Genomic DNA, 25,966 nt, shown 5'->3' with positions numbered 1-25,966 from the left:
GCGGTCCTTTTGCAACATCCCTTCTCCCCAGAGGGGAGAGGGCTACTGAGCCCAAGGCGATGATCTCTGAAACGGACCCTATCGCACTTTCACAATCCGCATCAGTCATGCAGAATGAAGGGCCTGTATATCGGAATATGAAGCAATGGACCTCGCCGGACTCGCCGTTCTGGTGGAAGCCGCCCAGGCCGGCAGCCTTGCCGGGGCTGCGCGGCGGCTGGGCATCTCGCCGCTGATGGCGACCCGGCGGCTGGCCGCGCTGGAGGACGCCATGGGCGTGCGGCTGATGCAGCGGACCACCCGCTCCCTCGCCCTGACGCCGGAGGGGGAGGCGATGCTGCCCTTCGCCCAGGCGATGTTGGAGAACGAGGCGGCGGCGCGGGCCAGCGTCCGCCCGTCCTCCGCCGGTGCGTCCGGGCTGCTGCGGCTGACCGCCTCCGCCGCCTTCGGGCGCAAGGTCGTGGTGCCGGTGGTCGCGGAGTTCCTGAAGGACAACCCGCAGGTCTCGGTCGATCTGCTGCTGACCGACACGGTGGTGGACATCGTCGGGCAGGGGATCGACCTCGCCATCCGCATTGCGCGTCTGAAGGACAGCGCGCTGATCGCGCGGCGGCTGGCCGACAACCCGCGGGGGCTCTACGCCACGCCCGGCTATCTGGCGGATCGCGGCACGCCCGCCGCCGTCGCCGATCTGGCGGAGCACGAGTGCCTGTGCTTGTCCGGCACGACCCACTGGAGCTTCGCGGGCGACGGGCGGGAGCGGCGAATCCGGGTGCGCGGCCGCTTCACCGCCAACTCCATCGAGGGCTTGCGGGACATCTGCCTCGCCGGGCTCGGCATCGCCGTCCTGTCCGAGTGGGACGTGCGGGAGGAGGTGGCGCGCGGCGTCCTAGTGGCGCTCACCCTGTCCGACGGGGCGTTGGAGCCGCTGGCGGTCTGGGGCGTCCACCCTTCGGCGCGCTTCGTGCCGCCGAAGGTGCGGCTGTTCATGGACGCGCTGGGGAAGGCGCTGCGCTGACCGGGGTCAGAGCCGGACGGCCGGGCGGTCCGCCGGCTGGGTGGCGTGCAACTCGTAGAGCTTCGCCAGGATTTGCGGGGCGGGCTGTTCCGCCTTGGGCGTGGGTACGTCCGCCGCGGCGTCGGTGTCCGGCGTCTTGCGGGCGAGCGCCTCCGCCAGCACGGCGGGGGACGGGCGATGGTCCGCCGGCTGTTCATGCGCCGGGCCGGCGAGGAAGGGCAGGGGCGGGGCGTTGGACGGCGCGTCCTTCGCCGGAGCCTTCGTCTCCTCCGCCCCGCCCTCCGCCAGCGTGACGAGGTGGCCCAGCGGATCGTCGCCGGTCACCGCCTCGAAGACGGCCATGGCGGCGCTGCCCAGCAGGCCAACGGGGCCGCCGAACAGGAACCCCCCGGCCAGCCGCGCCGGCAGGCCGATCCCGTCGCCGGTGGCGTGGCGGTAGATCTGCGACACCCCCGGCAGATGCTGCAGCGGGTTCACCGCGTCCAGCAGGTCCCCGAAATCCAGGCTGAGATCCGCTGCCTCCTGTTTGGTCGGGGCCTTCACGGCGTCCCGTGCGGCGGTGGTCGGGGCAAGCGCGCGGGCGGCGAGCGCGGTGGCGTTGGTCATGGGACAACTCCGGCGGGAACGGCGAGGATGCGGTCGAGGAAACGGAAGGAGTCGAGGGACGGCGTGGCGTCGTCCTTGCCCTGGCGCAGGAACTCCTCCAGCGCCGGGTTCAGCGCGACGGCGCCGTCCACCTCCGGGTCGGTGCCCTGCTTGTAGGCGCCGATGCGCACCAGCTCCCGCATGTTGTCGTAGGTGGCGGCGAGGCTCCGCGCACGGCGCAGCAGGGCGTTCTGCTCCGCCGTGTGGCAGCCGGGCAGCAGGCGCGACACGCTGCGCAGCACGTTGACGGCGGGGTAGCGCCCCTGCTCGGCGATGCGGCGGTCCAGAACGACATGGCCGTCGAGGATGCCGCGCACCGCGTCGGCGACCGGCTCGTCATGGTCGTCGCCGTCCACCAGCACGGTGAAGATGCCGGTGATGTCGCCCTGGCCCTCCTGCCCCGGCCCGGCGCGCTCCATCAGCTTGGGCAGTTCGGCGAAGACGCTGGGCGGGTAGCTCTTGGCGGTCGGCGGCTCCCCGGCGGCCAGCCCGATCTCGCGCTGGGCCATGGCGAAGCGCGTCACGCTGTCGATCAGGCAGAGGACGTGCATACCGCGGTCGCGCAACTCCTCCGCCACGGTCAGGCAGAGATGGGCGGCCTGCCGGCGCATCAGCGGCGGCTCGTCCGAGGTGGCGACGACGACGACGGAACGGGCGAGGCCGTCCGCGCCCAGATCGTCCTGGATGAACTCCTGCACCTCGCGCCCGCGTTCGCCGACCAGCCCGATCACGATGGCGTCGGCCCCGGCGTGGCGGGCGACCATCGACAGCAGGGTCGATTTGCCGACGCCGGACCCGGCGAAGACGCCCATGCGCTGGCCTCGGCAAATGGGCGTGAAGACGTCGATGGCGCGCACGCCGGTGTCCATCTTCGCCCCCACCCGGCGGCGGGCGTAGGCCGGCGGCGGGGCGGCGCGCAGCGGGCGGGCGTGGTGGCCGTTGCGCAAGGGGCCGCGCCCGTCGATCGGTTCGCCCAGCGCGTTGACGACGCGGCCCAGCCAGCCGGGGCCGGGGCGCAGCGTGAAGGCGGTGTCGTCGGTGACGGCGGCGCATCCCTCCGCCACGCCGTCGAGGTTGTCGAAGGCCATCAGCAGCGTGCGGCCCTGGCGGAAGCCGATGGTCTCGCACAGCAGCCGCTGGCCGCGCGCCGTCTCCGCCCAGCATTTGTCGCCCACCGCCAGGACGCGGCGCAGCCCCTCCACCTCCAGCGTCATGCCGGTGGCGCTGCGGATCTCGCCGCGCCAGGATCGGGTCGGCATCCGCTCGATCTCGGACAGGAGGTTGGAAAGCACGCGCATGACCGGGTCGTCTCCGCCGTGTCGGAACGGAGCGATCCTGGCACAGGGATTTTAAATCCAGTTTTAAACGCCGGGGGTCATCTTGGCCTTGCCTTGGTTTCCGGCTTTGCGATAGGGCCGTTCAAATGGATTTTAGCAATATTTCGGTGTTCCGTCTGAGCGGCGCACGCCTCGATTACTTGGCGGAGCGGCAGAAGCTGATTGCCGCCAACGTCGTGAACGCGAACACGCCCGGCTATCAGCCGAAGGACCTCAAGCCCTTCGCGGCGCTGATGGACGGCCCGCAGACGGTGGCGCCGGCGCTCACCTCGCCCATGCATCTGACCGGCTTCAACCCGTCCGGTGCGGTGCAGGAGGCGCGCAAGCCCGAGCAGTGGGAAACCACGCCGGACGGCAACGCCGTGTCGCTGGAGCAGGAGATGACCAAGGGCAGCGAGACGCGCGACGCCTTCGCCCTGACCGCCGGCCTGTTCCAGCGCAACCTGCAAATCCTGCGCGCCGCCTGGCGCGCCGGCTGACGATATTCGGAGTCCTTCCCATGCTCACCGATCCTCTGGCCGCGACGATGCGGATCGCCAGTTCGGGCCTGCAGGCGCAGGGCACCCGGCTGCGCGTGGTCGCCGAGAACATCGCCAATTCCGATTCCACCGCCATGACGGCGGGCGGCGATCCCTACCGCCGCAAGACCGTGTCCTTCGCCACCGCGATGGACCGTGCCGCCGGGTCGGAGATCGTGAAGGTCAAGCAGATCGGGCGCGACCGCAGCGACTTCCAGCTCGTCTACGAGCCCTCGCACCCCGCCGCCGACGAGAAGGGCTACGTCAAGCGTCCGAACGTCCAGCCGCTGATTGAGATGATGGACATGCGCGAGGCCAGCCGCTCCTTCGAGGCGAGCGTCAACGTGATCGAACAGTCCCGCAGCATGATGGGCCGCATGATCGACCTTCTGCGCGGCTGAGGAGACCAGAGATGATCGAACCCATCGGCCGCGCTGCCGCCGCCTACGGCCTCCACCGCGCGCCCCTGACCCAGCCGGCGCCCGCCGCATCGCTCGCCACCCCGCCCGCCGCGGCTGGCGCGGCATCGCCGTCCGCCGAGACGGCGGCGGCGTCGGAAAGCAGCTTCGGCGCCTTCCTCGACCGGCAGGTGTCGCAGGCGGTGGAGACGCTGAACGAGGGCGAGCGCATGTCCGTCGCCGCCGTCGCGGGCAAGGCCGGCACGCATGAGGTCGTGCGCTCCGTGCTCGCCGCCGAGATGACCGTGCAGACGGTCGTGTCCATCCGCGACCGCATGGTGCAGGCGTATCAGGACGTCATGCGGATGGCGATTTGAGCGCTTTCGCTCGGAAGTCTTGCCCCCACCCCGGCCCTCCCCCGCTGGGCGGGGGAGGGAGGTTTTCGCGAGGCGGCCGGCAGTTCCCTCCCCCGCCCAGCGGGGGAGGGTTAGGGTGGGGGCAAACGCTCCCCAGGAGAACCCCATGAACGAAGCCGACGTGCTGGAAGTCCTGCGCACGGGCATCTGGACGATGCTGCTGATCGCCGCCCCGCCGCTGGTCATCGCGGTCCTGGTCGGCGTGGCGATCTCGCTGATCCAGGCGCTGACCCAGGTGCAGGAGATGACGCTGACCTTCGTCCCGAAGATCGTCGCCATCCTGGTCACCACCGTGCTGGCACTGCCCTTCATGTACGGCGCCCTGACCACCTACGCCGACCGGCTGGGCAGCCTGATCGTCTCGGTGCGGTGACATGCGCCGGCTGGCCGGACTGGCGGCGCTGCTCCTGGCCGGAACCGCGACCGCCGCGGACGTGAAGCCGCCCGCGTCCCAGATCGGCACCTGGTCCACCGCCCTCTACGCGCCGCGCGTCCTGCCCGCGCGCAGCAGCCTGCCGCCGGAAGCCGCCTGCATCGACGCCATCCTGGCGGCGGAGCGCGAGGCGGGGGTGACCGACCACATGCTGCTCGCCATGGGCTTCACCGAGGCCGGGCGGATGACCGCCGACCGGCTGTTCACCGTCTGGCCCTGGACCGTCAACACCGAAGGCGCCTCCCGCTACTTCCCGACGCGGGAGGAGGCCATCGCCTTCGTGCGCGCCGCGCAGGCGCGGGGCACGCGCTCCATCGATGTGGGCTGCCTTCAGGTCAATTTGAAATGGCACCCCGACGCCTTCCCCGACCTGGAGACCGCCTTCGACCCGCGCGCCAACGCCCGCTACGCCGCGCGCTTCCTGGGCGACCTGCACCGCGCGCAGGGATCGCTCGACGCCGCCATCGCCCGCTACCACTCCGCCCAGTCGGAGCGCGGGACGGCCTACCGCGAGCGGGTCGGCGGCAACCGTCGCTGGGTGGCCGGCGCCATGAATTACCTGAAGGCGCTTGCCGCCGGTCCCCAAACCGCCGGCCCCCAAGCGGCTCCCGGCGCGCTGCCCGCCTGGGGCAAGGCGGAGCTGGGCCGGCTGTCCTTCCTGTCCAGCCTCTACGCCAACGCGGCGGTGAGACCCCTGCTGCCGGCGGCAGAGTAGCACAGACGTAAAAGCCGGTTTTACCGCGGGGCGCTAGCGTACCAACGGTGCCGCACCCTGGAGTTCCCGCATGGCTTTCACGGACACCTTCCGGAACCGGATGACCAGCCTCGGCGATGCCGGGCTGGCGAACCGCGACGTGCTGTTCGCGCTGGCCATCGTGCTGGTGCTGGCCGTGCTGTTCCTGCCGGTGCCGACCTGGTTCCTCGACCTCGGGCTGGCGCTGTCGCTGGCGGTCAGCGTGCTGATCCTGATGGTCTCGCTGTGGATTTCCCGGCCGCTGGACTTCTCCTCCTTCCCGACCGTGCTGCTGGTCGTCACGGTGCTGCGGCTGGCGCTGAACATCGCCTCGACCCGTCTGATCCTCAGCCACGGCCACACCGGCCCGTCCGCCGCCGGCCATGTGATCGAGGGCTTCAGCCAGTTCATCATGGGCGGCAACTTCGTGATCGGCGTGGTGATCTTCGCCATCCTGATCGTCATCAACTTCGTGGTCATCACCAAGGGCGCCTCCCGCATCGCGGAGGTCGGCGCGCGTTTCACGCTGGACGCCATTCCCGGCAAGCAGATGGCCATCGACGCCGACCTGTCCGCCGGCATGATCGACGACGTCGAGGCCCGCCGCCGCCGCAAGGAGCTGGAGGACGAGAGCACCTTCTTCGGCGCCATGGACGGCGCGTCGAAGTTCGTGCGCGGCGACGCGGTGGCCGGGCTGGTCATCACCGCCATCAACGTGCTGGGCGGCATGGCCATCGGCATGGCGCAGCAGGGCATGTCCTTCGAATCCGCGGCGTCGGTCTACACCATCCTGACGGTGGGCGACGGTCTGGCGACGCAGATCCCGGCGCTGGTCGTCTCGCTGGCCGCCGGCCTACTGGTGACCAAGGGCGGCAACGTCGGTTCCGCCGATCAGGCGGTGCTCGCCCAGCTCGGCGGCTATCCCAAGGCGCTGATGGTGGCGGGCGGGCTGCTCTGCACGCTGGGCGTGACGCCGGGCCTGCCGGCCGCGCCCTTCGTCCTGCTCGGCGGCGGCTTCGGCGCGGCGGGCTGGTACGCGATGCGCGGCAAGATGCGCCGCGCCGCGCTGGCCCGGCTGGAGGAGAGCCGCAAGGCCCCCACGGCCCCCACCGAGGAATCGGTGGAGGACATGCTGAAGGTGGACGAGGTGAAGGTGGAGGTCGGCAATCACCTCGTCCCGCTGATCCTTAACAAGAACGGCCCGCTGACCGGCAAGGTGAAGACGCTGCGCAAGCGCTTCGCCAAGGAGTTCGGCTTCATCCTGCCGTCGGTGCGCATCAAGGACAGCAGCTTCCTGCCGCCCAAGGGCTATGTCGTCAGCGTGATGGGCGTCGAGGTGGCGAGCGGCGAGGTGCGGCCCAAGCAGCTTCTCGCCATCGACCCGTCCGGCGGGGCGGCCCCCGACCTGCCCGGCGAGGCGACGCGGGAGCCGACCTTCAACCTCCAGGCCCGCTGGATCGACCCGGCCCGTCACGAGGAGGCCATCGCCAAGGGCTACACGGTGGTCGACCCGGAAAGCGTCATCACCACCCACCTGACCGAGGTCATCAAGGACCATCTCTCGACCCTGCTGACCTTCGCCGCCATGCAGAAGCTGCTCGACGGGCTGGGGCGGGAGTACCAGAAGCTGATCGCCGACATGGTGCCGTCGCGCATCACGCTGGTGGTGGTGCAGCGCGTGCTCCAGGCGCTGCTGGCGGAGCGGGTGTCGATCCGCAACCTGCCGGCCATCGTCGAGGCCATCGCCGAGGCGGTGAACTGGACGCGCAACATCACGCTGGTGACGGAGCATGTGCGGGCGCGGCTCGGCCAGCAGATCTGCCAGTCGCTGACAGCACCCGACGGCTTCGTTCCGGTCATCGTCCTGACTCCGCGCTGGGAGCAGGCGCTCCAGCAGAGCGTCGTGGCCGATGGCGAGGACCGCCGCTTCGCCATGCCGCCGACCCAGGTGCAGGAATTCCTGACCGCGCTGCGCATCACCATTCAGAAGCACGCCACGCCGCAGGTCTGGCCGGCGCTACTGGTCGGGGCGGAGGTGCGGCCCTTCGTCCGTTCCCTGCTGGAGCGGGTCAGCCCGATGACCCCGGTCATCAGCCACGCCGAGCTGCACCGCAAGGTGTCCGTCAAGACCATCGATCAGGTTTGAGCGGGAGGGACGGCCATGGACACGCTCGCCGACCTGCTCAGCCTGGAGGTCTACCGCGCCTTCCTGGTCTTCGCCCGCGTCGCCGCGGCGGTCAGCCTGCTGCCGGGCTTCGGCGAGCTGGCGGTGCCGCCGCGGGTGCGGCTGTGCATCGCGATCCCGGTGGCGCTGGCGCTGACCCCGACGGTGCCCGGCCTGCCCGACCGTCTGCCCCCCGACGCCGCCGTGATGCTGGAGCAGATCTTCGCGGAGACGGTGGCCGGCGCCTTCCTCGGGCTGGGGGCCAAGCTGTTCCTGGCGTCGCTCCAGGTCGCCGGCAACATCGCCGCCCAGGCGATGGGCCTCGCCAACCCCTTCGGCACCGACGCGGCGGGGTTCGAGAGCGGGTCGATCCTGTCCGGCACGCTGGTCATCGCCGGGCTGGCGCTGCTGTTCGCGCTCGACCTGCATTACCTGATGATCGACGCGCTGGTGCGCTCCTACGGAAGCTGGCCGGCGGCGACACTGCCCGATCCCGGCATGGTGGCGGGGCGCTACGCCCAGCTCGTCGGCGTCACCTTCCGGCTGGGCGTGCAGATGGCCGCACCCTTCCTGGTCTTCGGCATGATCGCCAACATGGCGCTGGCCCTGGTCAACCGGGTGATGCCCTCCATGCCCGTCTATTTCGTCGCCACCCCGGCGATGGTCGGCGGCGGGATGCTGGTCTTCCTGGTGACGGCCGGCGCCATGGTCACCGCCACGCTGGCGGCGCTGGCCGGCTGGCTCGGCGGACGGTGAGGGGGCGGCGATGTCCGACGGTCAGGACGAGGAACAGAAAACCGAGGAGCCGACCGAGAAACGGCTGCGCGAGGCGATGGACAAGGGCGACGTCCCCCGCGCCCGCGACGTCGGTCTGGCCGCCACCATGGCGGCGGCCTGGCTGATCGCCGCGGCCGGCGGGCCGCTCGCCGCCTCCCGCATCGCCGAGGTGCTGCTGCCGCTGATCGAGAATCCGAACGACATCCGGCTCGACGGCGGTCCCTACGACGTGATGAACAGCCTGCGCTGGCTGATCGGCGGGGTGGCGGTGGCGATGCTGCCGGTGCTGGGCCTGCTGGTCGGCGGGGCGGTGGTGTCGGCGGTGGGGCAGGGGCCGCTGCTGGCGGCGAGCGACCGCATCCGGCCCAAGCTGTCGCACCTGTCGCCGCTCAGCGGCTGGCGCCGCATCTTCGCGCGCCACGCGCTGGTCGAATTCGTGAAGAGTCTCGTGAAACTGGCGATCATCGCCTGCGCCGTCTGGTTCGCCGTGGCGCCCTACATCGATTGGACGGAGGGGATCGTGGGCATGGACGTTGCGGCGCTGCCCGACCTGCTGCGGGATCTGACCCTGCGGCTGCTGCTGGCCGTCCTCCTGGCGACGGTGGTGATGGCCGCCGTGGACGTGCTGTGGAACCGGCTGGAATGGCGGCGCCGCCTGCGCATGACCTTCCAGGAGCTGAAGGACGAGTTCAAGCAGACCGAGGGCGATCCCCATCTGAAGGCGAAGCTGCGCGAGATCCGGCGCGACCGCTCGAAGCGCCGCATGATGGCGAACGTGCCGCGCGCCACCGTGGTCATCGCCAACCCGACCCATTTCGCGGTGGCCCTGGAATACGACCGCTCCAAGATGCCGGCGCCGGTCTGCCTCGCCAAGGGGGCCGACCTCGTGGCGCTGCGCATCCGCGCGGTGGCCGAGGAGAACGGCGTGCCGGTGATCGAGAACCCGCCGCTGGCCCGCGCCCTTTACGCCGCGTCGGAGGTCGACGCGGTGATCCCGCTCCAGCATTACCAGGCGGTGGCGGAGGTGATGATGTATGTGCTGCGCCTGAAGAACGGTGGGGCCGCGCAGCCGGCGCAGCGGGCGTAGTGCGGCGGGCGTGATGAGGCGGAGGCCGGATGGTTGGGAATTCAGCTTAATGTCTTCTCAACGGGTTTGGCGGTAGACGAAGGAACTCCTCCCCTTCCGCGGCGCATCACGGCAATGAGTGACAGCGACGACCTGTTCGAGATGTACCGCTCCGACCGCGCCGCCTCCGGCGCGCTGAAGGGGGAGGCGCTGGCCGCCGCGCTGGCCGACAACGTGCGGCGCAGCTTCGCCGAGATGGACCGGCTGATCGCGGAGGTGACCCAGGCGCTGGCCCAGGCCCGCTACGCGCTGCGCCTCGCCCCTGCGGTGGTGGACCGCGGCAGCTACCTCCAGCACGACCGCTCGTCCGAGAGTTTCCGCGACTACCTGCGCCTGTGGAGCCACCGCCGCGCCGAGGCGGGCAGCGGCGGCATGCATTGGGAAGCGAAGATCCTGGTCACCGACAGCCGCCGCCGCACGGCGGAACTCGGGCTGGGCGTGGCCGTCGAATGGCCGACGGCGGACCGCGCCGCCGATTGCGCCTTCGTGGAGTTCTGGACGACCGGCCAGGGGGTGAACTTGCCCTCCGAGGGCCGCAACTTCCAGCGCGCTTTGGTCGCCTGCCTGCGGCGGCTGGAAGAGGCGGGGGAGATCACGCCCGCCGTGAAGCGCTGATCGCGGCAGCCAGGCGGCTGTCACCTTTCTTCACCGTTCGAACCCTCACCGCTCGAACTTCGTCGCCATGATGATCGACGAGGTCGTCCGCTCGATGCCGTCGATGGCGCCGATGCGGTCGATCAGCGCATCCATCTCCTCCATGGTCCCGGTCCGCACCACGGCGATCAGGTCGTGCGCGCCGCTGATGGCATGGAGCGCCCGCACCTCCGGAATCCGCTTCAGCGCCTGGACCACCGCGGCGGTCAGCTTGGGCGACAGGTTGATCGAGACATGGGCGCGGATCATCCGGCGCGCCGTCTCGTCCGACAGCCGCACCGTGTAGCCGGCGATCACCCCGCGCTCCTCCAGCCGCTGGATGCGGCTCTGCACCGTGCTGCGCGACACGCGCAGGCGGCGGGCCAGAGCGGCGGTGGGCTCCCGCGCGTTGTCCTGAAGCGCGTCGAGAAGATGCTGATCCAGCTCATCCATCATATCGCCGGCCTTTCAGTCAATCCGCCGATCAATATCAGGCGTTTCGGCACCCTGCACCCTGCACATCGACAGGCCGTCCGGTCAAGATTGCGTCATAACGACGCAAGCCAACGAACAGGGGGTACGGGACGATGCGCGACATTCTTCTGATGGGCGGCGGCAAGATCGGCGAGACCATCGGCGATTTCCTGAAGGCCACGGGCGATTACCGGGTGACCGTCGCCGACCGTTCGGCGGATGCGTTGGAGCGGCTGCCGACGCACCTGCGGATGGAGACGCGCGTGGTGGACGCCGCCGACCCCGCCGATCTCGCCGACGCGATGCGCGGCAAGTTCGCGGTGCTGAGCGCGCTGCCCTATCACCTGACGGTCGGCGTGGCGGAGGCGGCTCGGGCCGCCGGCACCCATTACCTCGACCTGACGGAGGACGTGGCGAGCACACGGCGCGTCAAGGAACTGGCGGAGGGCGCGCCTTGCGCCTTCATCCCGCAATGCGGGTTGGCGCCGGGCTTCATCTCCATCGTCGCCAACGACGTGGCCTCGCGCTTCGACACGCTGGACACGGTGCGGATGCGCGTCGGCGCCCTGCCGAAGTATCCGTCCAACGCCCTGAACTACAACCTGACCTGGAGCACCGAGGGCGTCATCAACGAGTATCTGGAGCCCTGCGAGGCCATCGTCGAAGGCCGCCTCGTCTCCGTCCCGCCGCTGGAGGAGCGCGAGGAATTCTCCCTCGACGGCGTGCTGTACGAGGCGTTCAACACCTCGGGCGGGCTGGGCACGCTGTGCGAGACGCTGGCGGGGAAGGTGCGGACGCTCAACTACCGCTCCGTCCGCTATCCGGGGCACCGCGACCTGATGAAGGCGCTATTGCACGACCTGCGGCTGGGCAGCCGGCGGGAACTGCTGAAGGACATTCTGGAGCACTCGATCCCGGCGACCCTCCAGGACGTCGTGCTGATCTTCGTGACGGTGACCGGGACGAAACGGGGACGGCTGCTCCAGGAAACCTACGCCAACAAGATCTACGGGCGGGAGATCGGCGGCACCTTCTACAACGGCATCCAGATCACCACCGCGTCGGGCATGTGCGCCGTGCTCGACCTGCTGGCCGACGGCACGCTGCCGCAGCGGGGCTTCGTGAAGCAGGAGGAGGTGGGCTACGCCGACTTCATCGCCAACCGCTTCGGGCGCAACTATGCGATGACCGACGCGGCACCCCAGCAGGGCGCCCAGCAGGGGGTGGGGCGCGCCGCCTGAGCGGGTGCCTCACCAACCCCACCGGGCCGCGCCTCAGATCACCTCGCGGGCGCGGCCCTTGAAGACGGTGGCGGCGATCTTCAGGGCGTCGGGGGTGCCGCGGGCCAGCGCCTCGGTGAAGTGCAGGGCCTGCTTGGCCTGAATCTTCGGCGGCATTGGCGGCTCGTTGGTGTCGACGAGGCAATCCACCACCACCGGTCCGGGATGGGCGAGGGCGGCGTCCAGCGTGGCGCCGCAGTCCTTCGGATCGGTGATGGTGAAGCCCCGGCCGCCGCAGGCCTCCGCCACCTTGGCGAAATCGATGGGCTGGAGGTCGCAGACATACTCGGGGTTGCCCAGCATGGCGATCTGCTCCCACTTGATCTGGCCGAGCGAATTGTTGTTGTTGATGATGACCTTGATCGGCAGCTTGTACTTCACCGCCGTGGCGAAGTCGGCCATCAGCATGGAAAAGCCGCCGTCCCCGACATAGGCGACCACCTGCCGTCCGGGATGGGCGAGCTGTGCGGCGATGGCGTAGGGAACGCCCGGCGCCATGGTGGCGAGGTTGCCGGACAGGGAATGCATCTGGCCGCGCCGCGCCGGAATCTGCCGCGCCCACCAGGTGGCGATGGTCCCGCTGTCGCAGGCGACGATGGCCGTGTCCGACAGGCGCTTGCCCAGCTCCCACGCGACGACCTGCGGCTTCATCGGCAGGTCGGGGCGGGTGCCGCGCTCCTCCATCAGCTTCATCCACTCCGCCTTGCCCACCTGCGCCGTCTTCAGGAAGGAGCGGTCCTCGTGCCGCCGCACCCGCTCGGTCAGGATGTCCAGCGCCAGCCCGCAGTCGCCGACCAGCCCGGCCTCCACCGGGTAGCGCAGGCCAATGCGCGCCGCGTCGATGTCGATCTGGATGGCGCGGGCCTGCCCCGGCTTCGGGTAATACTCGATGTAGGGGAAGGTCGAGCCGGCGATCAGCAGCGTGTCGCAGGTCTCCAGCGCCTCCTGCGAGGGAGCGGTGCCGAGCAGCCCGACCTGACCCGTCGTGAAGGGGCTGTCGTCCGGCACTGCGGCCTTGCCCAGCAGCGCCTTGACGATCACCGCCCCCAGCGTGTCGGCCAGCCGTTCGAGTTGGTCGGTCGCCTTCAGCGCGCCCTGGCCGGCCAGGATGACGATGCGCTTGCCGGCGTCGAGGATCTCCACGGCGCGGCGGGTCTGCGCCTCCGACGGGACGGGAAGCTGGGGGGCGAACAGGGCGGTGTTGTGGCCCTTGACGTTGCGCGGCGCCCGCATGTCGGCGCCGATGCCCTGCTCCTGCAAATCCACGGGGATGGTGATGTGCGACACGCCGCGATGGGCGAGCGCGGTGCGGCAGGCCAGATTGGCGATGTTGCGGACGTGCGCCGCCCCCATGATGCGCTGGTTGTAGAGCGCGACGTCCTGGAACACCTTGTCCAGTTCCACGTCCTGCTGGGTGTAGGTGCCGACGAGGTCGTGGTATTGCAGCCCGGTGATCGCCAGCACCGGCTGGTGGTCGAGCTTGGCGTCGTAGAGGCCGTTCAGCAGATGCAGCCCGCCGGGTCCGGAGGTGGCGATGCACACGCCCAGCCGCCCGGTGAACTTGGCGTAGCCGCAGGCGGCGAAGGCCGCCGCCTCCTCGTGCCGGACCTGGATGAAGCGGATCTCGTCCTGGCGGCGGCGCAGCGCCTCGACGATGCCGTTGATGCCATCGCCGGGCATGCCGAAGATCGTGTCCACACCCCAATCCACCAGGACATCCACCAGGATGTCGGAAGCCGTGCTCGCCATGCGGGAGTCTCCGTCGCAAACGGTCGTGATGAAGTCGCTCAACCCTTCGGCAACCGAGCGAAGCCGGGACGGTTCCCCGACATGCGGGACGTAATTGGCTCTTGACCTCAAGTTAAGTTGAGGTTCTAGAGTGGCGTTAATGTATCTGGCATGCCAGTGACGCTCTGCCCAATCCGGGCGTCCAAGAACAGGCCGGTGTGCAGGATCGGACAACCACCCTGGCGGGCGAAAGAATGACGACAACCGTTCAAAGGGAGAGTGCGCCGCGGCCGTCTTCGACGACGCGGCCGTTGCGCGTCCAACATATGGAGCGGGTCGCACCGCAAGTCCTGCTGGTGGAGCTTCGCGACCCGGACGGCGAGGACTTGCCGTCCTACGGGCCGGGCGCGCACATCGACGTGCATCTGCCGGACGGGGCGGTGCGCTCCTACTCGTTGTGCGGTGACCCGGCGGACCGCTCCGCCTACCGGATCGCCGTCCTGAACCTGCCGGGTGGGCGGGGATCGCGCTTCATCCATGGGGACCTGCGGCTCGGCACCACCGTCACCATCGGTCCGCCCCGCAACAATTTCCGCTTCGACGCCGCCCCACGCTATCTGTTCATCGCCGGGGGCATCGGCATCACGCCTCTGCTGCCGATGATCCACGAGGCGTCGCGTCGGGGAGCCGATTGGGTCCTGCATTATTGCGTGCGCAGCGCGGCCGAGGCGCCGTTCCTCGCCGAGCTTCGCGAGCTGGGCAACGGCGACGTGGTGGTTCACGCCGCGGACGAAGGCCGACGGCTGGCGGTGGCCGACCCGCTCGCGGCGACGCCCGACGATGCTCTGATCTACTGCTGCGGCCCGCAGCGCTTGATGGACGCCGTCGCGAGCGCCGCGCGGCCGTCTCAGGACGTGCGCTTCGAATGGTTCACGCCGCGCTCGGATGCGGGGCGTGACGCGGCGCCGGACGATCGCTTCGAGGTCGTTTGCGCCCGCTCCGGCGTGACCGTCGCCGTCAAGGAGGGAATCAGCGTGCTGGAGGCGCTCGACGCCGCGGGCGTTTCCGTCGCCTCGTCGTGCGAGCAGGGCATCTGCGGCACCTGCGAGACGGCGGTGCTGGAGGGGGAACCCGACCATCGCGACAGCGTCCTGTCCGACGCCGAACGCGCCGCCGGAAAGACGATGATGATCTGCGTGTCGCGTGCCCGCAGCGCACGCCTGGTTCTGGACATCTGAGTTCAAACAAGTCGAAACGGAAAGCCAAGGGGGAGCGCATGACCGAGGACGATCTGAAACGGCTGGGGCTGGCGCTGTTGAACAGCCCGGCCGAGGCCATCGCCTATTCCGACCGCGAGGGTCTCATCCGCTTCTGGAACGCGGGGGCCGAACGTGTGTTCGGCTTCACCGCCGACGAGGCGCTCGGGCAATCGCTGGACATCATCATTCCGGATCGTCAGCGCCAGCGGCATTGGGATGGCTACGATCAGGTGATGAAGACGGGGGAGAGCCGCTACGGCAGCGGCGATCTGCTGTCGGTGCCGGCGACGCGCAAGGACGGAACCCGAATCTCGGTGGAGTTCACCATTGTGCCGCTGAAAGACGCGGACGGGACGATGATGGGAATGGCGGCGGTCATGCGCGACGTCACCGCCCGCTTCGACGAGTTGAAGGCCCTGCGTCGCCAAGCCGCCGGACGCTGAGCCCATGGGTGCCCGGGCTTCCCAAATCGGAACCCTCCCGGACGGGGGCAGTTGAGAAGGGCTGTGCCTTCAAGACATCAGCGTAGGGAGTGCGACATGCGCAATCTGATGATCGCGGCGTCGGCCGCGGTGCTTCTGGCCGCCTGTTCGGGCATGGACGGCGGCGGAACGGGCAGCAGCGGGATGAACAGCGGCGGCTCCGGCAGCGGCCTGACGGGTGGCGGCATGTCCGGCAGCCAGGGCGTGGACGAACCGAACGTCAATCCGAACGCGACCAGTTCCACCCCCGGTCCCTACAGCGGGTCCGGGGTGAGCGAGCCGCAAAGCCGCACGCGGTCGCCCAACGAGTCCGGTATGGACCAGGGCATGACGCGCCAATCCCTGCCGAACCGCTCCGGCACCGGGTGGTAACCCGCAACGGCACGGCCATCCCGCGGAATTCCGGACCCGGACGAATAGGGAGAGCCGGACCGGCCGTTGCGGGAACCCGCGGCGGTCGGCGAGGTTCCTACCCTGCCGGACGTGCCGGTTGGGTTTCGGGAAACGCAGGAGCGGTCCATGCTGAAATGGGCGTTGATCTTTTTCGTGGTGTCTCTGGTCGCCGGCGCGCTCGGCTTCACCAACGTGTCGTCGGCCACCGCGGGAGTCGCGAAGATTCTCTTCGGGATCGCGCTGATCATCTTTCTGGTCTTCCTGGTTCTCGCCCTGCTGGCTGGCGAGGTGATCTTCTGACCCCTCGGCGGGGCCCCAGGCAGCGAGGCCCCAATCAGCGGGAGCGGAGAATGGACAGCGCGCGGGCGAAGGCCTGATCGTTGGCCGCGTCGGGAATGCCGCCGGAGGGCTGGGCGGATTGCCCGTCCTCCGCGGCGGGTTCCACAATGGTCTCGTCGGGCTGGATGCCGATCTGGTGAATGGATTGGCCCGACGGCGTGTAATAGCGCGCCGTGGTCAGCTTCAGCGCCCCGCTGTCGAAGGGGATGACGCTCTGGATGATCCCCTTGCCGAAGGTCGTCGTGCCGATCACCGTGGCGCGCCGGTGGTCCTTCAGCGCCCCGGTCAAAATCTCCGCGGCGGAGGCGGATTTCGCGTTCACCAGCACCACCAGCGGCAGACCGTCCGTCTCGTCGCCCGGCGTGGCGACATAGGTCTTGTCCGCCCCGCGTCCGGGGCCGCGGGCGGTCAGGATGGTTCCCTTGTCCAGAAAGGCGTCGGCCACGCGGACGCTCGCCTGCACCAGCCCGCCGGGATTGTCGCGCACATCGATGATGAAGCCGCCGATGTCCGTTCCGATCCGGTCGCGCAGCGAGCGGATGGCCATGCTGACCCCGGTGGTGGTCTGGCGGTCGAAACGGGCGATGCGGATGTAGCCCACCGTCCCGACGGCGGCCAGCCGGACCGAGGGGATGCGCAGTTTGCCGCGGACCACGCTGACCTCGAAGGGGTCCGTCGTCCCGGCGCGCAGGACGGTCAACGACACCGCTGCCCCTTCCGGCCCGCTCAGCATCTGCTTGACGGTCGCCAGTTCCGCCCCGCCCACCGGCTGCTGGTCCACCGCCAGGATCACGTCGCCGGAGCGCAGCCCGGCGGCTTCCGCCGGGGATTCGGGAACGGTCTCGGCGATGCGGACGCGGGTGCCGTGGGCCTCGTAGCGGATGCCCAGCCCGGCGAAGGCGCCGTCGTTCGACGCCTGCAACTGCCGGTATTCGCCGTCGTCCAGATAGGCGGAGTAGCGGTCCCGCCCCGCCATGGCTTTGATGGCGATGTCCACCAACTCGCGGTCGGTCAGCGGTTCGACATACTGTGCGCGGATGGTGCGCAGCGCCCGCAGGAAGCGGTCGACCTCCTCCGCCTCCGTGCTGTGCCCATAGGGGGTGGAGTCGCCTGCCGCCTGCGCGCTTCGTCCGGTGGTCATGCCCCCTGGGATCGCGAGGAAGGCGCAAAGGGCGGCGGCGGTGACGAGGCGCAGCTTCACGGCGGCAATCTCTCGGGATCGGAGCGGCGATGCTTCGAGATTAGCCGTGAATTGGTTTATGCACCGTTAACCATAACCGGAGCGTGTCCGCCCTTACGCCTGATCCAGGGTGATCCCTTCGATCAGGTCGCCGACGTCGTCGCAGCGGTCGGTGACGGCCTCCAGCAGCTCGTAGAGTTCGCGGCGGCCGAGGAAGTCGATCATCTCCGGACGCTCGGCGATCAGGGACTTCATGGCGTCGCGCAGGATCTCGTCGGCCTCGTCCTCCAGATCGGAGATCTGGCCGCATATGTGCAGGATGCGGTCGGCGTTGACGGAGATTTTGGTCAGCAGCGGCATGACCTCCGACAGCAGGGTCGCTTGGCGGCGGCCGATCGCCGCCATGCGCATCATCCGGTCGTCGAAGGTCTCGATGCCGTAGAGCGCGGCGAGGCCCGGCACCTCGTCCATCAGGTCGATGCAGTCGTCCAGCGCGTTGATCAGCGCCTGGATCTCCGACCGGTCGAAGGGAGTGATGAAGGCGCGGTGCAGCCCGCGCCCGGCGTCCTTGGCGATGCGGTCGGCGTCCTTCTCGATCCGCTTCAGCGCGGCGGTGCGCTCGCTCCGCTCCTCCGGCCCGGCCTGCATGACGGATTCCAGGGCGGCGGCGGCGTCGACGATGTGGCGGGCCTGTTCGATGAATTGCTCAATGACCCGCTCTTCCTTCGGCATCATGGAGCGGATGGCGCGCAGCAGCAGCATGGAAACGGTTCTCTCGGTCGGTTCGGCCGTTCCCTCTTAACGCCCGGCGTCATGAATTTGCAGCAAAAACGTCATACGGGCAAGGCAGAGCAGACAGGACGGGGCGGACAGGCCGGGGGCAAACGCCCCGGCCTGTCCGCCCGGCACCGTCCTCACACCATGCCGGAGCGGGTGAAGGGCAGGTGGTGCAGCCGCTTGCCGGTGGCGGCGAAGACCGCGTTGGCGACCGCCGGGGCGGCGGTCGGCACGCCGGGCTCGCCGACGCCGGTCGGACGGGCCGTGGAGGGGAGGATGTGCACCTCGATCGGCGGCATCTCCGAGTTGCGGAGCGGCTGGTAGCCGTCGAAGTTGCTCTGGTCCACCAGCCCGCCGGTCAGCGTGATCTCGTCGCGCAGCGCGTGGCCGATGGCCCAGCCGGTGCCGCCGGAGACCTGAGCCTCGACGATGTTGGGATTCACGACCTGCCCGCAATCCACCGCGCAGACCACGCGGTCGATGGTCACGCGGCCCTGCTCGTCCACGGAGACCTCCGCGACGTGGGCGACGAAGCTGCTGAAGCTCTCATGCACGGCGATGCCGCGGCCCTTGCCCTTGGGCAGCGGCTGGCCCCAGCCGGCCTTCTCGGCCGCCAGCTTCAGCACGCCTTGGAGGCGCGGGTGGCCCTTCAGCATCTCCAGCCGGAAAGCCACCGGGTCCTTGCCCGCCGCCGCGGCCAGTTCGTCGATCATCACCTCCTTGGCGTAGGCGGTGTGGGTGTGGCCGACCGAGCGCCACCACAGGGTGGTGACCGGCGACGGTGGGGAATGCAGATCGACATGCAGGTTCGGCACGGCGTAGGCCATGTCCGAGGCGCCCTCGACCGCCGTCGCGTCCACGCCGTTCTTGACCATGAAGCCTTCGAACAGGGTGCCGATCATGAAGCTCTGCCCGACGATGCTCTGCCGCCACGCCACCAGCGTGCCGGAGGCGTCCAGGCCGGCCTTCACCTTGTGCAGGAACAGCGGGCGGTAGCGGCCGCCGCGGATGTCGTCCTCGCGCGTCCACACCAGATGGACCGGCGCCTTGCCGCCATAGGCCTTGGCGATGGTCACCGCCTCCGCGATGTAGTCGGCATCCGGGGTGGCGCGGCGGCCGAAGCTGCCTCCCGCCCAGACGGTGTTGATGACCACCTGCTCCGGCTTGCAGCCGAGGATGCCGGCGGCGACCTTCTGCTCCACCCCCTGGAACTGCGAGCCGGCCCAGATGGTGCAGCCGCCATCCGGAGTCAGCTCCACGGTCGCGTTCAGCGGCTCCATCGGGGCGTGGGCGAGGTAGGGGAAGACGAACTCCGCCTCCACCACCTTGGCGGCCCCGGCCAGGGCCTTCGCCGCGTCGCCGGTGTCGGTGGCCACGTTGCCCGGCTGGTCGGCCAGCTTGCGGTAGTCGGCGAGCATCTCCTCGGTGCCGCGCATCTCCGCCTTGGCGTCGTCCCACTCCACCGTCAGCGCCTCGCGGCCCTTCATGGCGGCCCAGGTGTTCCTGGCGACGACCGCGACGCCCATCGGCAGGGTCAGCACCTCCAGAACGCCCGGCACCCGCTTCGCCGCGGCGGCGTCCACCGATTTCACCGTGCCGCCGAAGCGGGGGGAGCGGGCCATCACCGCCGTCACCTGGCCGGGGCGGCGGATGTCCATGGCGAAGATCGCCGTGCCGTCGGTCTTGGACACATGGTCCAGCCGGTGCAGCGACGGGTTGCCGATCAGCGTGTAGTCCTTGGCGTCCTTCAGCGCGACGTTCTGCGGGACAGGCAGCTTCGCCGCGTCCTCCGCCAGCTCGCCGAAGCGGGCGCTGCGGTTGGAGGCGGCGTGGCGGACGACGCCCTTTTCCACGGTGATGGCGGAGGCCGGGACCGACCAACGCGCTGCGGCGGTGGCGATCAGCATGGCGCGGGCGGCGGCGCCGGCCATGCGCAGCTCGTCCCAGCTGTTGGCGACGGCGGTGGAGCCGCCGGTGCCCTGGATACCGAAGAAATGGTTGGCGTAGAGCGCGCCGTCCGCCGGGGCGAAGGCGCCGCGCATCTGCGCCCAGTCGGCGTCAAGCTCCTCCGCGACGATGGTGGTCAGGCCGGTCATGATGCCCTGGCCCTTGTCCAGATGCTTGACCAGCACGGTGACCGTGTCGTCGGCGGCGATGCGGATGAAGGCCTGCGGACGCGGGTCCGCCGGGCCGACGACCTTGGGGGCGGCGGCCTCGCTGGCGAATCCCGTCCGGGGCAGCATGGCGCCCAGCACCAGGGCGCCGCCGGCCCCCTTCAGGAAGCCGCGGCGCGAGGGGGAGGCGACGTCGGCCGCCGCCTGCTTGATGAGCTGGTTCAGCATGGCTCAGGCCCCCATCGCCTTGGCGGCGTCCTTGATGGCCGCGCGGATGCGCGGATAGGTGGCGCAGCGGCAGACGTTGCCGTCCATCGCCGCGTCGATGTCGTCGTCCGTGGGGTTGCGGTTGTCGGTCAGCAGGGCCACGGCGCTCATGATCTGGCCGGACTGGCAGTAGCCGCACTGCACCACGTCCAACTTCTGCCAAGAGGCCTGGACGGCCTGGGCGACCGTGCCGGACACGCCCTCGATCGTGGTGATCCTGGTGCCGGCGGCGGATTCCGCCGGGGTCTGGCAGGCGCGGATCGGCGTGCCGTCCATATGGACGGTGCAGGCGCCGCACTGGGCGATGCCGCAGCCGAACTTGGTGCCGGTCAGGTTCAGCTCGTCCCGCAGGACCCACAGAAGCGGCATGTCGCCGGGCACGTCGACGTCCCGGTCCTGCCCGTTGATGTTCAAACGAATCATCGGATGATCCCTGTCTCTCGACTCTGCCTGTCGGGTATTATGGTGCGGGCCTTCGGCGGGCAATTCTTGCGTGAATCCCAGCTTCGAAAAGACCGTGTTCAGTGTGGTCCCGTTCGGCGGGCGTGGCAAACATCCCAGTGTGGGAGTCGGTCTTCCGCGGAAGCGCCCGCCCTATCCGTTCGTTCGGCCCGCAAGCGTAACCACGAGCATCCTAACCGCTTCGCCGCGAGCCGAATAGCCGGTACAATCCGCTTGGGCTTATGAATGTGGTGCATGAATGAACCGGAACGACCTCGGCGATCTGGCGGCCTTCGCCGTCGTGGCGGAGGAGGGGAGCTTCACGCGGGCGGCGGCCCGTCTGGGCATGTCCCAATCCGCGCTCAGCCACGCCATGAAGGCGCTGGAGGACCGGCTGGGCCTGCGCCTGCTGGCCCGCACGACCCGCAGCGTGTCCACGACGGAGGCCGGGCAGCGGCTGCTCCGCACGCTGCGGCCGGCGCTGGACGACATCGCCTCTGGGCTGGCGGCGGTCGGGGAACTGCGCGAGAAGCCCGCCGGCACGCTGCGCATCACCACCGGCAAGCACGCCGCCGTGCGCCTGCTCTGGCCCGTGCTGTCGCGCTTCCTCGCCGACTATCCGGAGGTGCAGGTCGAACTGTCCATCGACAGCAGCCTGACCGACATCGTGGCCAGCCGCTTCGACGCCGGGGTCCGGCTGGGCGAGCAGGTCGAGAAGGACATGATCGCCGTGCGCATCGGCCCGGACATCCGGGCGGCCATCGTCGGCGCGCCCTCCTATTTCGCGCAGCGTCCGGTGCCCTGCGCCCCGCAGGATCTGGCAGGGCATGACTGCATCAACTACCGATTCACCTCGTCCGGCGCCGTCTATGTCTGGGAGTTCGAGGAGGACGGCCATCCGGTCAACGTCCGGGTGACCGGATCGCTGGTGTCCAACGATATGGACGTCATCATGGCCGCTGTCCTGGACGGGCGGGGGCTGGCCTACATCTTCGAGGACGAGGTGGCGGAGCACATCGCCGCCGGGCGGCTGGTCCGCGTGCTGGACGATTGGTGCAAACCGTTCCCCGGCTATTACCTCTACTACCCCAGCCGCCGGCAGATCCCGCCCGCCCTGGCCGCCCTGGTCGATGCGCTCCGCTATCGACTGTAGCATCCGCGCAACTTGCGCATGCCGATTCCGCGCTCCGGCCAGATCCGAAAAAGGATTATTAACGTACCAAAAGATTAAGGTAATCGGAGCAAGCGGCACCAAGCCGCCGGAACGGGATGAACGCCGGATGATGCGTGTGTATGCCTGCATAACCCAGCAGCATGATCTGTGGCTCGTGCTGCTGGCCGCGGCGGTCTGTGGCTTCGGTGCCTGGGTTTCCCTGAACCTCGCCCGCCGCGCGGCGGCGGCGGCAGGACGGGCGCGCTGGGGCTGGCTGGCCGGTGCGGCGACGGCGACCGGCGGCGGCGTGTGGGCGACCCATTTTATCGCCATGCTGGCCTTCCGGACCAGCCTGCCCATGGGCTACGACGTCGGCCTGACGGTCCTGTCGATCCTGATCGCCATCGGCGGCGCCGCGGTGGGCATCCGCCACGCCATCGGCGGCGGGCGGCTGGCCGCTCCGCTGGGCGGCGCCGTCGCCGGGGCCGCGGCGACCGCCATGCATTTCACCGGCATGGCGGCGCTCCAGGTGCCGGCAAACCTGCATTACGACCCGGTTTACGTCACGGTGGCGCTGGGCCTGGGCGTCCTGCTGGGCGGGGCGGGCTTCACCGCCGCCCTGCGGATCGGGTCGCTGAAGGGGCTGGCGGTCGGCGCGGCTTTGTTGGCGCTGGGCATCTGCGGGCTGCATTTCACCGGCATGGCCGGCGTCACCCTGATCCCCGACCCGCTGCACGACATGTCCGACCAGATCATGGAGCCGGGCCTGCTGGCGGTCGCCATCGCGGTGACCGCCACGGTGGTGATGGCGCTGGGCCTCGCCGGAGCCATCGTCGACCAGCGGCTGGCCGCGCGGACGGCGAACGAGGCGGCCCGGCTGCGGGCCAGCGAGGAGCGGTTCCGCCAGCTCGCCGACGCCACCACGGAGGGCATCGTCATTCACCGCGACGGTGTGGTCCTCGACGTCAACCGAGCCATGGCGGAGCTGCTGGGCAAGCCATCGGCCGCGTTCATCGGCCAGTCCATGCTGGGCTTCGTGGTGCAGAACCGCCGCTCCGATATCGAGCGCAAGCTGGCCCATCCGACCTCCGAGCGGGTGGAGCTGGACCTGCTGCACGACGACGGCACGCTGGTGATGGTCGAGGCGCACGGACAGGACATCACGCACGAGGGCCGTCCCGCCCGCGTCGTCGCCGTCCGCGACATCCGCGAGCGCAAGCGGGCGGAGGAACGCATCCGCCACATGGCGAACCACGACCTGCTGACCGGCCTGCCGAACCGTTCCCTGTTCCTCGACCGGCTGAACGGCGCGCTGACCAGCGCGGGGCGGGCGCACACCGGTGTGGCGGTGCTCTATCTGGATCTCGACCGCTTCAAGGCGGTGAACGACCTGCTGGGCCACCCGGCGGGCGACCGGCTGCTGCAGGAGATGGCGCGCCGCATGCTGGAGGCGGTGCCCAGCCACGACACCGTGGCGCGGCTGAGCGGCGACGAGTTCGCCGTGCTGCACCGCATCGCCCAGCCGGGCGAGGCGTTGGCCCTGGCCGACGGGCTGGTGAGGGCGCTGGGCGCCCCGGCCGAGCTGGACGGCCAGCGCATGGTGGTGGGGACGAGCATCGGCATCGCCCTGTTCCCGCAGGACGGCACCGCGGCGGAAGCTCTGCTCCAGCACGCCGACACCGCCCTCTACCGCGCCAAGTCGGAAGGGCGGGGCACCTTCCGCTTCTTCGAGGCGGAAATGGACGAGCGGCTGCAGGCCCGCCGAGGCCTGGAGCGCGACCTGCGCCAGGCGCTGAGCGACGGCGCGCTCTGCGTCCATTACCAGCCGCTGGAGGACTGCCGGACGCACCGCATCCTCGGCTTCGAGGCGCTGGTGCGCTGGAAGCATCCGGAGCGCGGCATGATCCCGCCGTCGGAGTTCGTGCCGCTGGCCGAGGAGAGCGGGCTGGTGATGCAACTCGGCGAGTTCGTGCTGCGCACCGCCTGCCGGGACGCCCGGAGCTGGCCCGATCCGGTCAAGGTGGCGGTGAATCTGTCGCCGATCCAGTTCCGCCATTCCGACCTCCCGGCCACCATCCTCGGCATCCTGGAAGAGGAGGGAATGCCGCCGCACCGGCTGGAGATCGAGGTGACCGAGGGGGGATGATCGACGACACCGAGCGCGCCCTGGCCGCGCTGACCGCCCTGAAGGCCGCCGGGGTGCGCATCGCGCTCGACGATTTCGGCACGGGCTATTCCAGCCTCAGCTACCTTCAGAAATTCACCTTCGACAAGCTGAAGATCGACCGCTCCTTCGTCCAGCTGATGGCGGAGAACCGCGAGTCGCTGTCGATCATCCGCACCATCCTGGCGCTCGCGAAGAGCCTGGACATCGCCGTCACGGCGGAGGGCGTGGAGACGGAGGAGCAGCGGACCCTGCTGAAGAACGAGTCCTGCAACCAACTCCAGGGCTATCTGATCGGACGCCCGGTCCCGGCGTCCGAGCTGGCGCGCTTCTACGAGCCGGCGTGAGGCGTCGCCACGGACATCTTCGCGGCGCGGGTCAGCGGATTTCGATGAGGCCCGTCAACTCGCGCACGACCAGTTCCAAACTGTCGGCCACGGCCTCGCACGACACCCGTTCCTCCGGGGTGGTGAAATCGGCGGAGCGCAGGGTGGCGATCTGCTCCTTCAACCGGCCGATGTAGGCGATCAGCTTTTCTTCCATGCCCGAACCCCGTGGTGCGAGAGGCTTCCCGCAACCATAACAGGCGAGCGGTGGCTTTGGCGCCGGAATTCTCCAACGGCGGGTTTGCGGGGGGAAGCGGGGTGCCCGAACGAATGGCGAGTGCGGTTCACGAACCGATCAGCGCCTCGACCTCCCGGATCGCGGCGTCGGCGGGAATGCGCTCCATCTCGCGTCCGCCGAAGGCAGCGGCGGTCAGCACGGTGCCCCGCGTCACCTTGGGGCGCAGCTTCTCCGCGATGGTCGGGCCGTAGAGGGTCAGCAGCGGCACATCGGCGAGGCCGAACAGATGGCTGGTCCCGCTGTCGTTGGCGACCGCCGCCGCGCAGCGCCGGGTCAGCGCGATGGTGCGCACCGGGGAGTAGCGCGGCTCCGCCAACTCGGCGTCCTGGAGCGGGAACAGCGCCTGCGGCACCGCGGCGCGCAGCTCGGGCAGCCAGTCCAGCTCCGCCGGGCCGAGGATGAAGACCGGCACCCGCCCACCGGCGACCTGGGCGCGGGCCAGCTCCACGAAGCGGTCCAGCGGCCAGCATTTCACGCGCTTGCCCGCCCCCGGCGCGATGGCGACGTAGCTTGGCCCGTCGGGCAGGACGGCGCTCGCCTCGGTCTCGGCCTCGGCCGGGATGGGCACGGCCATGTCCAGCGGCGGACGCCGCCCGCCGGCGACCTCCAGCAGGTCGAACAGGCGGTCCAGCACATGCCGCGGCTCTTTGTAGCCGGGGGGCGGGCGGCGGTCCGACAGGCGGTAGCCGGCGCAGGCCGAGACGAACACGTCGTGCTTCAACCGCCGCGCCAGCAACGTCCGCCAGGGCAGCGCCTGGGTGTCCAGCACCAGGGAAAAGCGCTCGCGGATGGGCATCGGCTTCAGCAGGCCGAGCGGGCTCCGCCCGATGCCGGTGTCGGCGCGGAACTCGTCGATCAGCCCGTCCATCATCGGGCGCAGCGTGGTCGCCAGATGGGTGCCTTCGGTGGTGATCCAGGTGATCCGGTGATCCGGGAACAGCCCCCGCAGGGCGCGCACGAAGGGAATCTTGATGAGCGCGTCGCCGATCAGCTCGCCATGGGTGAAAACGGCGAGCGACGGGGAGCCGGCGCGGTCGGTTGCGGGCATGCGGAAGCCTCGGGAGGATGCGGCCAAGCGGACGGCGGACTATAG

General features: G+C 69.8%; 28 protein-coding genes. 18 read left to right on the top strand and 10 right to left on the bottom strand.

All coding sequences use genetic code 11. The features are described 5' to 3' along the window. The first annotated feature begins 145 nt into the window (after positions 1-145). Positions 146-1,018, top strand: coding sequence for a LysR family transcriptional regulator (locus JJL56_RS27395; RefSeq protein ID WP_200487008.1), 873 nt, complete (start codon positions 146-148; stop codon positions 1,016-1,018). 6 nt (positions 1,019-1,024) lie between these two features. On the opposite strand, the gene JJL56_RS27390 is transcribed toward JJL56_RS27395, so the two are convergent. Together JJL56_RS27390 and fliI are read right to left on the bottom strand one after the other, a co-directional pair. Continuing rightward, positions 1,025-1,624, bottom strand: coding sequence for a hypothetical protein (locus JJL56_RS27390; RefSeq protein ID WP_200487007.1), 600 nt, complete (start codon positions 1,622-1,624; stop codon positions 1,025-1,027). Further along, complete coding sequence (gene fliI, locus JJL56_RS27385) at positions 1,621-2,961, bottom strand: flagellar protein export ATPase FliI (RefSeq protein WP_200487006.1); 1,341 nt, start codon at positions 2,959-2,961, stop codon at positions 1,621-1,623. Before fliI ends, JJL56_RS27390 begins: the two co-directional genes overlap by 4 nt. A gap of 146 nt (positions 2,962-3,107) precedes the next feature. Here fliI and JJL56_RS27380 point away from each other — a divergent pair, with 146 nt between their 5' ends. The 9 genes from JJL56_RS27380 (at position 3,108) to JJL56_RS27340 (ending at position 10,180) form a co-directional block, all read left to right on the top strand. Further along, positions 3,108-3,479, top strand: a complete 372-nt coding sequence (locus JJL56_RS27380; RefSeq protein ID WP_145626162.1) for a flagellar basal body protein — start codon at positions 3,108-3,110, stop codon at positions 3,477-3,479. 20 nt (positions 3,480-3,499) lie between these two features. Further along, positions 3,500-3,919, top strand: a complete 420-nt coding sequence (gene flgC, locus JJL56_RS27375; RefSeq protein ID WP_200487005.1) for a flagellar basal body rod protein FlgC — start codon at positions 3,500-3,502, stop codon at positions 3,917-3,919. 11 nt (positions 3,920-3,930) lie between these two features. Further along, positions 3,931-4,293, top strand: a complete 363-nt coding sequence (fliE, locus tag JJL56_RS27370; RefSeq protein ID WP_200487004.1) for a flagellar hook-basal body complex protein FliE — start codon at positions 3,931-3,933, stop codon at positions 4,291-4,293. Positions 4,294-4,438: 145 nt separating this feature from the next. Next, on the top strand, positions 4,439-4,705 hold the full coding sequence (gene fliQ / locus JJL56_RS27365; protein WP_200487003.1) for a flagellar biosynthesis protein FliQ: 267 nt from the start codon (positions 4,439-4,441) through the stop codon (positions 4,703-4,705). A gap of 1 nt (position 4,706) precedes the next feature. Further along, on the top strand, positions 4,707-5,480 hold the full coding sequence (locus JJL56_RS27360) for a lysozyme family protein (protein WP_145626158.1): 774 nt from the start codon (positions 4,707-4,709) through the stop codon (positions 5,478-5,480). A 70-nt stretch (positions 5,481-5,550) separates the two neighbouring features. Beyond that, positions 5,551-7,644 (top strand): flagellar biosynthesis protein FlhA, encoded by a 2,094-nt coding sequence (flhA, locus tag JJL56_RS27355; RefSeq protein WP_145626157.1) that lies wholly within the window; start codon positions 5,551-5,553, stop codon positions 7,642-7,644. A gap of 15 nt (positions 7,645-7,659) precedes the next feature. Further along, positions 7,660-8,418, top strand: a complete 759-nt coding sequence (locus tag JJL56_RS27350) for a flagellar biosynthetic protein FliR (RefSeq protein WP_109072436.1) — start codon at positions 7,660-7,662, stop codon at positions 8,416-8,418. A gap of 10 nt (positions 8,419-8,428) precedes the next feature. Then, a complete protein-coding gene (flhB, locus tag JJL56_RS27345; protein WP_200487002.1) occupies positions 8,429-9,526 on the top strand; it encodes a flagellar biosynthesis protein FlhB in 1,098 nt (365 codons plus the stop codon). 114 nt (positions 9,527-9,640) lie between these two features. After that, complete coding sequence (locus tag JJL56_RS27340) at positions 9,641-10,180, top strand: hypothetical protein (RefSeq protein ID WP_145626155.1); 540 nt, start codon at positions 9,641-9,643, stop codon at positions 10,178-10,180. A gap of 45 nt (positions 10,181-10,225) precedes the next feature. Here JJL56_RS27340 and JJL56_RS27335 read toward each other — a convergent pair whose 3' ends face one another. Beyond that, a complete protein-coding gene (locus JJL56_RS27335) occupies positions 10,226-10,654 on the bottom strand; it encodes an Lrp/AsnC family transcriptional regulator (protein ID WP_040138311.1) in 429 nt (142 codons plus the stop codon). Positions 10,655-10,785: 131 nt separating this feature from the next. On the opposite strand from JJL56_RS27335, the gene JJL56_RS27330 reads away from it, so the two are divergent. Next, positions 10,786-11,913: a saccharopine dehydrogenase family protein gene (locus JJL56_RS27330; RefSeq protein WP_200487001.1), complete on the top strand. Its 1,128-nt coding sequence runs from the start codon at positions 10,786-10,788 to the stop codon at positions 11,911-11,913. Positions 11,914-11,946: 33 nt separating this feature from the next. On the opposite strand, the gene JJL56_RS27325 is transcribed toward JJL56_RS27330, so the two are convergent. Beyond that, a complete protein-coding gene (locus tag JJL56_RS27325; protein WP_145626153.1) occupies positions 11,947-13,701 on the bottom strand; it encodes a thiamine pyrophosphate-dependent enzyme in 1,755 nt (584 codons plus the stop codon). A 290-nt stretch (positions 13,702-13,991) separates the two neighbouring features. Here JJL56_RS27325 and JJL56_RS27320 point away from each other — a divergent pair, with 290 nt between their 5' ends. From JJL56_RS27320 to JJL56_RS27305, 4 genes are all read left to right on the top strand, one after another. Beyond that, positions 13,992-14,918: a PDR/VanB family oxidoreductase gene (locus tag JJL56_RS27320; RefSeq protein ID WP_145626152.1), complete on the top strand. Its 927-nt coding sequence runs from the start codon at positions 13,992-13,994 to the stop codon at positions 14,916-14,918. 38 nt (positions 14,919-14,956) lie between these two features. Next, on the top strand, positions 14,957-15,382 hold the full coding sequence (locus tag JJL56_RS27315; protein WP_145626151.1) for a PAS domain-containing protein: 426 nt from the start codon (positions 14,957-14,959) through the stop codon (positions 15,380-15,382). 96 nt (positions 15,383-15,478) lie between these two features. Continuing rightward, positions 15,479-15,793 (top strand): hypothetical protein, encoded by a 315-nt coding sequence (locus JJL56_RS27310; RefSeq protein ID WP_145626150.1) that lies wholly within the window; start codon positions 15,479-15,481, stop codon positions 15,791-15,793. A 147-nt stretch (positions 15,794-15,940) separates the two neighbouring features. Further along, positions 15,941-16,114, top strand: coding sequence for a DUF1328 domain-containing protein (locus JJL56_RS27305; RefSeq protein ID WP_014199667.1), 174 nt, complete (start codon positions 15,941-15,943; stop codon positions 16,112-16,114). 34 nt (positions 16,115-16,148) lie between these two features. Here the strand turns inward: JJL56_RS27305 and JJL56_RS27300 are convergent, their stop codons facing one another. From JJL56_RS27300 to JJL56_RS27285, 4 genes are all read right to left on the bottom strand, one after another. Continuing rightward, on the bottom strand, positions 16,149-17,354 hold the full coding sequence (locus JJL56_RS27300) for a S41 family peptidase (protein WP_145626149.1): 1,206 nt from the start codon (positions 17,352-17,354) through the stop codon (positions 16,149-16,151). Positions 17,355-17,447: 93 nt separating this feature from the next. After that, a complete protein-coding gene (locus JJL56_RS27295; protein WP_145626148.1) occupies positions 17,448-18,095 on the bottom strand; it encodes a DUF47 domain-containing protein in 648 nt (215 codons plus the stop codon). A 152-nt stretch (positions 18,096-18,247) separates the two neighbouring features. Further along, positions 18,248-20,452 (bottom strand): xanthine dehydrogenase family protein molybdopterin-binding subunit, encoded by a 2,205-nt coding sequence (locus JJL56_RS27290; protein WP_200487000.1) that lies wholly within the window; start codon positions 20,450-20,452, stop codon positions 18,248-18,250. 3 nt (positions 20,453-20,455) lie between these two features. Then, positions 20,456-20,914 carry a (2Fe-2S)-binding protein gene (locus JJL56_RS27285; RefSeq protein ID WP_200486999.1) on the bottom strand — a complete coding sequence of 153 codons (459 nt, stop codon included), beginning with the start codon at positions 20,912-20,914 and terminating at the stop codon, positions 20,456-20,458. Positions 20,915-21,191: 277 nt separating this feature from the next. Here JJL56_RS27285 and JJL56_RS27280 point away from each other — a divergent pair, with 277 nt between their 5' ends. From JJL56_RS27280 to JJL56_RS33775, 3 genes are all read left to right on the top strand, one after another. Continuing rightward, entirely contained in the window at positions 21,192-22,085 is an 894-nt protein-coding gene (locus JJL56_RS27280) for a LysR family transcriptional regulator (protein WP_200486998.1), read from the top strand. Between the two features lie 127 nt (positions 22,086-22,212). Beyond that, positions 22,213-24,231: a diguanylate cyclase domain-containing protein gene (locus JJL56_RS27275; RefSeq protein ID WP_200486997.1), complete on the top strand. Its 2,019-nt coding sequence runs from the start codon at positions 22,213-22,215 to the stop codon at positions 24,229-24,231. After that, a complete protein-coding gene (locus JJL56_RS33775) occupies positions 24,228-24,596 on the top strand; it encodes an EAL domain-containing protein (RefSeq protein WP_200486996.1) in 369 nt (122 codons plus the stop codon). Before JJL56_RS27275 ends, JJL56_RS33775 begins: the two co-directional genes overlap by 4 nt. Before the next feature lie 31 nt (positions 24,597-24,627). Here the strand turns inward: JJL56_RS33775 and JJL56_RS27265 are convergent, their stop codons facing one another. Beyond that, entirely contained in the window at positions 24,628-24,792 is a 165-nt protein-coding gene (locus JJL56_RS27265; protein ID WP_186452943.1) for a hypothetical protein, read from the bottom strand. A gap of 127 nt (positions 24,793-24,919) precedes the next feature. Further along, the gene (locus JJL56_RS27260) at positions 24,920-25,921 is read right to left on the bottom strand and encodes a glycosyltransferase family 9 protein (protein WP_200486995.1); all 1,002 of its coding nucleotides are present in this window, start codon (positions 25,919-25,921) and stop codon (positions 24,920-24,922) included. Positions 25,922-25,966 lie beyond the last annotated feature (45 nt).

This window comes from Azospirillum aestuarii (assembly GCF_016632405.1).
GTDB lineage: Bacteria > Pseudomonadota > Alphaproteobacteria > Azospirillales > Azospirillaceae > Azospirillum > Azospirillum aestuarii.
The sequence above is the reverse complement of the archived record's forward strand: the minus strand, read 5'-3'. Positions and strand labels throughout refer to the sequence as shown.

Bases quoted from the DNA above. Each gene is read 5' to 3' on its own strand.
- JJL56_RS27325 (WP_145626153.1), bottom strand. From the start codon at position 13,701: ATGGCGAGCACGGCTTCCGACATCCTGGTGGATGTCCTGGTGGATTGG.
- fliI (WP_200487006.1), bottom strand. From the start codon at position 2,961: ATGCGCGTGCTTTCCAACCTCCTGTCCGAGATCGAGCGGATGCCGACC.
- JJL56_RS27290 (WP_200487000.1), bottom strand. From the start codon at position 20,452: ATGCTGAACCAGCTCATCAAGCAGGCGGCGGCCGACGTCGCCTCCCCC.
- fliE (WP_200487004.1), top strand. From the start codon at position 3,931: ATGATCGAACCCATCGGCCGCGCTGCCGCCGCCTACGGCCTCCACCGC.
- JJL56_RS27315 (WP_145626151.1), top strand. From the start codon at position 14,957: ATGACCGAGGACGATCTGAAACGGCTGGGGCTGGCGCTGTTGAACAGC.
- fliQ (WP_200487003.1), top strand. From the start codon at position 4,439: ATGAACGAAGCCGACGTGCTGGAAGTCCTGCGCACGGGCATCTGGACG.
- JJL56_RS27390 (WP_200487007.1), bottom strand. From the start codon at position 1,624: ATGACCAACGCCACCGCGCTCGCCGCCCGCGCGCTTGCCCCGACCACC.
- JJL56_RS27275 (WP_200486997.1), top strand. From the start codon at position 22,213: ATGATGCGTGTGTATGCCTGCATAACCCAGCAGCATGATCTGTGGCTC.
- JJL56_RS33775 (WP_200486996.1), top strand. From the start codon at position 24,228: ATGATCGACGACACCGAGCGCGCCCTGGCCGCGCTGACCGCCCTGAAG.
- JJL56_RS27295 (WP_145626148.1), bottom strand. From the start codon at position 18,095: ATGCTGCTGCTGCGCGCCATCCGCTCCATGATGCCGAAGGAAGAGCGG.
- JJL56_RS27330 (WP_200487001.1), top strand. From the start codon at position 10,786: ATGCGCGACATTCTTCTGATGGGCGGCGGCAAGATCGGCGAGACCATC.
- JJL56_RS27280 (WP_200486998.1), top strand. From the start codon at position 21,192: ATGAACCGGAACGACCTCGGCGATCTGGCGGCCTTCGCCGTCGTGGCG.
- JJL56_RS27335 (WP_040138311.1), bottom strand. From the start codon at position 10,654: ATGATGGATGAGCTGGATCAGCATCTTCTCGACGCGCTTCAGGACAAC.
- flhA (WP_145626157.1), top strand. From the start codon at position 5,551: ATGGCTTTCACGGACACCTTCCGGAACCGGATGACCAGCCTCGGCGAT.
- JJL56_RS27310 (WP_145626150.1), top strand. From the start codon at position 15,479: ATGCGCAATCTGATGATCGCGGCGTCGGCCGCGGTGCTTCTGGCCGCC.
- JJL56_RS27305 (WP_014199667.1), top strand. From the start codon at position 15,941: ATGCTGAAATGGGCGTTGATCTTTTTCGTGGTGTCTCTGGTCGCCGGC.
- JJL56_RS27265 (WP_186452943.1), bottom strand. From the start codon at position 24,792: ATGGAAGAAAAGCTGATCGCCTACATCGGCCGGTTGAAGGAGCAGATC.
- JJL56_RS27260 (WP_200486995.1), bottom strand. From the start codon at position 25,921: ATGCCCGCAACCGACCGCGCCGGCTCCCCGTCGCTCGCCGTTTTCACC.
- JJL56_RS27350 (WP_109072436.1), top strand. From the start codon at position 7,660: ATGGACACGCTCGCCGACCTGCTCAGCCTGGAGGTCTACCGCGCCTTC.
- JJL56_RS27360 (WP_145626158.1), top strand. From the start codon at position 4,707: ATGCGCCGGCTGGCCGGACTGGCGGCGCTGCTCCTGGCCGGAACCGCG.
- flgC (WP_200487005.1), top strand. From the start codon at position 3,500: ATGCTCACCGATCCTCTGGCCGCGACGATGCGGATCGCCAGTTCGGGC.
- JJL56_RS27340 (WP_145626155.1), top strand. From the start codon at position 9,641: ATGAGTGACAGCGACGACCTGTTCGAGATGTACCGCTCCGACCGCGCC.
- JJL56_RS27395 (WP_200487008.1), top strand. From the start codon at position 146: ATGGACCTCGCCGGACTCGCCGTTCTGGTGGAAGCCGCCCAGGCCGGC.
- JJL56_RS27285 (WP_200486999.1), bottom strand. From the start codon at position 20,914: ATGATTCGTTTGAACATCAACGGGCAGGACCGGGACGTCGACGTGCCC.
- flhB (WP_200487002.1), top strand. From the start codon at position 8,429: ATGTCCGACGGTCAGGACGAGGAACAGAAAACCGAGGAGCCGACCGAG.